The organism is Streptacidiphilus anmyonensis (genome assembly GCF_000787855.1).
GTDB classification, from domain to species: Bacteria; Actinomycetota; Actinomycetes; order Streptomycetales; family Streptomycetaceae; genus Streptacidiphilus; species Streptacidiphilus anmyonensis.
Genome location: NZ_BBPQ01000109.1, coordinates 14,571 through 18,634, shown reverse-complemented (window position 1 = coordinate 18,634; position 4,064 = coordinate 14,571). Strand labels below are relative to the sequence as shown.

The window sequence follows — 4,064 nt, the reverse complement described above, 5'->3', positions numbered from 1 at the left end:
TCCTGATTTCCAGTGGATTTCGTCTTCCCGTTCCGTCCTCTTCGGGGCGGTCACCGGGGCAACTCGCTAAACAGTACGGGGCCCTGTAGGTCGAGTCAAATCGACCTACAGGGCCCCTCACCCGTTCGGGTGAGTACCGGACGGGTCGTCAGACCTCGACGACCATCGGCAGGATCATCGGGCGACGACGGTACGTCTCCGAGACCCACTTGCCCAGCGTCCGGCGCACCAGCTGCTGGATCTGGCGGGTCTCCAGAACGCCGTCCTGCGCGGAACGCGACAGCGCCTCCTGGATCTTCTCCACCGCCGGGCCGAACGCGTCGTCCTCGATGCCGGAGCCGCGGGCCTGGATGTTCGGGCCGCTCAGCACCTTGCCGGTCGAGGAGTCCACGACCAGGAACGCGGTGATGATGCCCTCGTCACCCAGGATGCGACGGTCCTTCAGTGAGCCCTCGCCCACCTCGCCGACCGACAGGCCGTCGACGTAGACGTAGCCCGCCTGCACCTTGCCCACGATCCGCGCGACGCCGTTGACCAGGTCGACGGCCACGCCGTCCTCGGCGATGACGATGCGGTCCTTGCGGATGCCGGTCTTCTGGCCGAGCTCGGAGACCGCGCGCAGGTGGCGCCACTCGCCGTGCACGGGCATCAGGTTCCGCGGCTTGCAGATGTTGAAGAAGTACAGCAGCTCGCCGGCGGAGGCGTGGCCGGAGACGTGCACCTTGGCGTTGCCCTTGTGCACGACGTTCGCGCCCCACCTGGTCAGGCCGTTGATCACGCGGTAGACCGCGTTCTCGTTACCCGGGATCAGCGAGGAGGCGAGGATGACGGTGTCGCCCTCGACGATGCGGATCTGGTGGTCCCGGTTGGCCATGCGCGACAGCGCGGCCATCGGCTCGCCCTGGGAGCCGGTGCAGATGAGGACGACGTCCTCGTCCGGCAGGTCCTCCAGGGTCTTCACGTCGACGACGAGGCCGCCGGGCACCTTCAGGTACCCGAGGTCCCGCGCGATGCCCATGTTCCTGACCATCGACCGGCCGACGAAGGCCACCTTCCGGCCGAACTCGTGCGCGGTGTCCAGCACCTGCTGGATACGGTGCACGTGCGACGCGAAGCTCGCGACGATGATCCTTCGGTCCGCGCGGTCGAAGACCTGCTGCAGCACCGGGCCGATCTCGCGCTCGGGCGCGATGAAGCCGGGGACCTCGGCGTTGGTCGAGTCGACCAGCAGCAGGTCGATGCCCTCCTCGCCCAGGCGGGCGAAGGTCGGCAGGTCGGTGAGGCGGCGGTCCAGCGGGACCTGGTCCATCTTGAAGTCGCCGGTGGCGACCACGAGACCGGCCGGCGTGCGGATGGCGACCGCGAGCGCGTCCGGGATGGAGTGGTTGACGGCGATGAACTCGCAGTCGAAGGAGCCGATGCGCTCGCGCTGGCCCTCCTTGACCTCCAGCGTGTACGGCCGGATCCGGTGCTCGGCGAGCTTCGCCTCGACCAGGGCCAGGGTCAGCTTGGAGCCGATCAGCGGGAGGTCCGGCTTCTCACGCAGCAGGTACGGCACCGCGCCGATGTGGTCCTCGTGCCCGTGGGTGAGGACGATGCCGTCGATGTCGTTCAGGCGGTCCCGGATGGACGAGAAGTCCGGCAGGATCAGGTCGACGCCGGGCTGCTCCTCCTCGGGGAAGAGCACGCCGCAGTCGACGATCAGCAGGCGTCCGCCGAACTCGAAGACGGTCATGTTCCGACCGATCTCGCCGAGGCCGCCGAGCGGGGTGATGCGCAGCGCGTTCGGAGCGAGCGGCGGCGGCGCGCCCAGATCAGGGTGCGGATGACTCAAAGGTTCTCCTTTCCGCGCGCACCGGTCGGAGCTTCCTGGCTCTGGTGCACGCGGCATCGTCACTTGTGGTGGTTCTGGTACTGCAGGTACTGCTTCACGCCGCCGGGTTCCGGCACGTGGACGTCTGTGTTGTCAGAGGTGTACCCCGCCGTCGGCGAGATCCTTCCTCAGCTGTTCGAGCTCCGCCTCGGAGGCCTCGACCAGCGGCAGGCGCAGCGGCCCGGCCGGGAGGCCCTGGAGGTTCAGGGCGGCCTTGGTGGTGATGACGCCCTGGGTACGGAACATGCCGGTGAAGACCGGCAGCAGGCGCTGGTGTATCTCGGTGGCCTTGGCGATGTCGCCGGCGACGAAGGCGTCGACCATGGCGCGCAGCTCGGGCGCGACGACGTGGGCGACGACGCTGACGAAGCCGACGGCGCCGACCGAGAGCAGCGGCAGGTTCAGCATGTCGTCGCCGGAGTACCAGGCCAGGCCGGAGCGGGCGATGCCCCAGCTCGCGGCGGCGAGGTCGCCCTTGGCGTCCTTGTTGGCGACGATGCGCGGGTGCTCGCCCAACCGGACGACGGTCTCGGTGGAGATCGGCACACCGGAGCGGCCCGGGATGTCGTAGAGCATGACCGGCAGGCCGGTCGCGTCGGCGACGGCGGTGAAGTGCCGGTAGAGGCCCTCCTGCGGGGGCTTGTTGTAGTACGGCGTCACGACCAGCAGGCCGTGGGCTCCGGCGCGCTCGGCCTGGCGGGCGAGCTCCAGTGTGTGGTGGGTGTCGTTGGTGCCGACTCCGGCGACGACGTGCGCGCGGTCTCCGACCGCCTCCAGGACCGCCCGGACCAGGGCCTCTTTCTCGGCGTCGGTGGTGGTCGGCGACTCACCGGTGGTGCCGTTGACGACGAGGCCGTCGTTGCCTGCGTCGACCAGGTGCACGGCCAGCCGCTGGGCGCCTTCGAGGTCAAGGGAGCCGTCGGCGGTGAACGGGGTCACCATCGCGGTCAGCGCCCGGCCGAAGGGGGTCTCGGGGGTGGAGGTCGGAGCCATGAGTCCAACGCTACTCGTTGCGGGCAGGGGCAAGCACAGACGGTCCAGCTGAAGGACAACCGTACCGCCTGGCAGGCAAGGAGCCCGGCGCCGCCTGCTCGGGGGTTCAGGCGACACCGGGGCTCGTGTCTTTGAGATTAGGGAACGGTGAGATATCCCGCAAATGGGACATACGGGAAATCTTGCCGAACGGGCGAACGAGCCGTCACCGCACCGGTGTTACGGCGCGACGCGACCGTGGGCGTTGAACGCCTCGTGGGTGAGCGGCATCCGCTCGGCCCAGAGCGCCTCCATCTTCTCCGCCACCATCTCGATCTCTCGCTGGGGGAAGCTCGGCACCTTGGCCCGCTCGTCCTTCGTCCGCAGCGAGAGGAAGTGCATCAGGGAGCGCGCGTTGCAGGTCGCGTACATCGAGGAGAACAGGCCCACCGGCAGCACGGCGCGGGCGACCTCGCGGGCGACGCCGGCCGCCAGCATCGACTGGTAGTGGCCGTAGGACTGCTCGTAGGAGGCCCGCATCGCCCGGGTGACCGCCTCGTGCTGCTCCGTCGTCCCCTCGAAGAACTCGTACTTCCCCGGACGGCCCTGCTGGACGAGCTTGCGCTCGGCGGAGGGCACGTAGAAGACCGGCTGCAGCTCGCGGTAGCGGCCGCTCTCCTCGTTGTAGGACCAGCCGGCGCGGTGCCGGTGGAACTCGCGGAAGACGAAGATCGGCGCACTGATGAAGAAGGTCATCGAGTTGTGCTCGAACGGCGTACCGTGACGGTCCCGCATCAGGAAGTTGATCAGCCCCTTGGAGCGCTCCGGATCCTTCTGGAGCTCGTCCAGCGACTGCTCACCGGCCGTGGAGACCCGCGCGGCGAAGAGCACGTCGGCGTCCTGGGCGCTGCCGCGCACCAGCTCCACGGTGACGTCCTCACGGAAGGTGGGCTCGGGCTGGTCCGCCTTCTCAGCCGTCTCGTCGGACAACGGTGCAATCCTCTCGATCATGGGCGCATCCTCTGGCGAACAGCCTAGCCGCCAGGGTGGTGCGGGACGTTTCAGGTACAGTGCCGCCCCTGAGGGGGAAGCATGATGCAGCTGACGGTCCGTGAGGCCGTGGAAGCGGACGCCGCGCACCTGGTGCGGGTCCGCGTCGACTCGTGGCGGGCGGCGTACGCGGGGGTGCTCCCGCCGGCCTACCTGGACGAGCTGGACG

3 protein-coding genes are annotated in these 4,064 nt (G+C 68.9%); all 3 read right to left on the bottom strand.

Annotated features, from left to right (window positions below):
• Positions 1-148: 148 nt before the first annotated feature.
• The 3 genes from TR50_RS40365 to thyX all read right to left on the bottom strand — a co-directional run bounded on the left by TR50_RS40365 (position 149) and on the right by thyX (position 3,856).
• Positions 149-1,834, bottom strand: coding sequence for a ribonuclease J (locus tag TR50_RS40365; RefSeq protein WP_042434898.1), 1,686 nt, complete (start codon positions 1,832-1,834; stop codon positions 149-151).
• Positions 1,835-1,966: 132 nt separating this feature from the next.
• The gene (dapA, locus tag TR50_RS40360; RefSeq protein ID WP_042434895.1) at positions 1,967-2,866 is read right to left on the bottom strand and encodes a 4-hydroxy-tetrahydrodipicolinate synthase; all 900 of its coding nucleotides are present in this window, start codon (positions 2,864-2,866) and stop codon (positions 1,967-1,969) included.
• Positions 2,867-3,085: 219 nt separating this feature from the next.
• Positions 3,086-3,856 (bottom strand): FAD-dependent thymidylate synthase, encoded by a 771-nt coding sequence (gene thyX, locus TR50_RS40355; protein ID WP_042434892.1) that lies wholly within the window; start codon positions 3,854-3,856, stop codon positions 3,086-3,088.
• Positions 3,857-4,064: the final 208 nt, after the last annotated feature.

What these genes read in the sequence shown, in the direction of transcription:
- dapA (WP_042434895.1), bottom strand. Translation starts at nt 2,866, where the DNA reads ATGGCTCCGACCTCCACCCCCGAGACCCCCTTCGGCCGGGCGCTGACC.
- thyX (WP_042434892.1), bottom strand. Translation starts at nt 3,856, where the DNA reads ATGATCGAGAGGATTGCACCGTTGTCCGACGAGACGGCTGAGAAGGCG.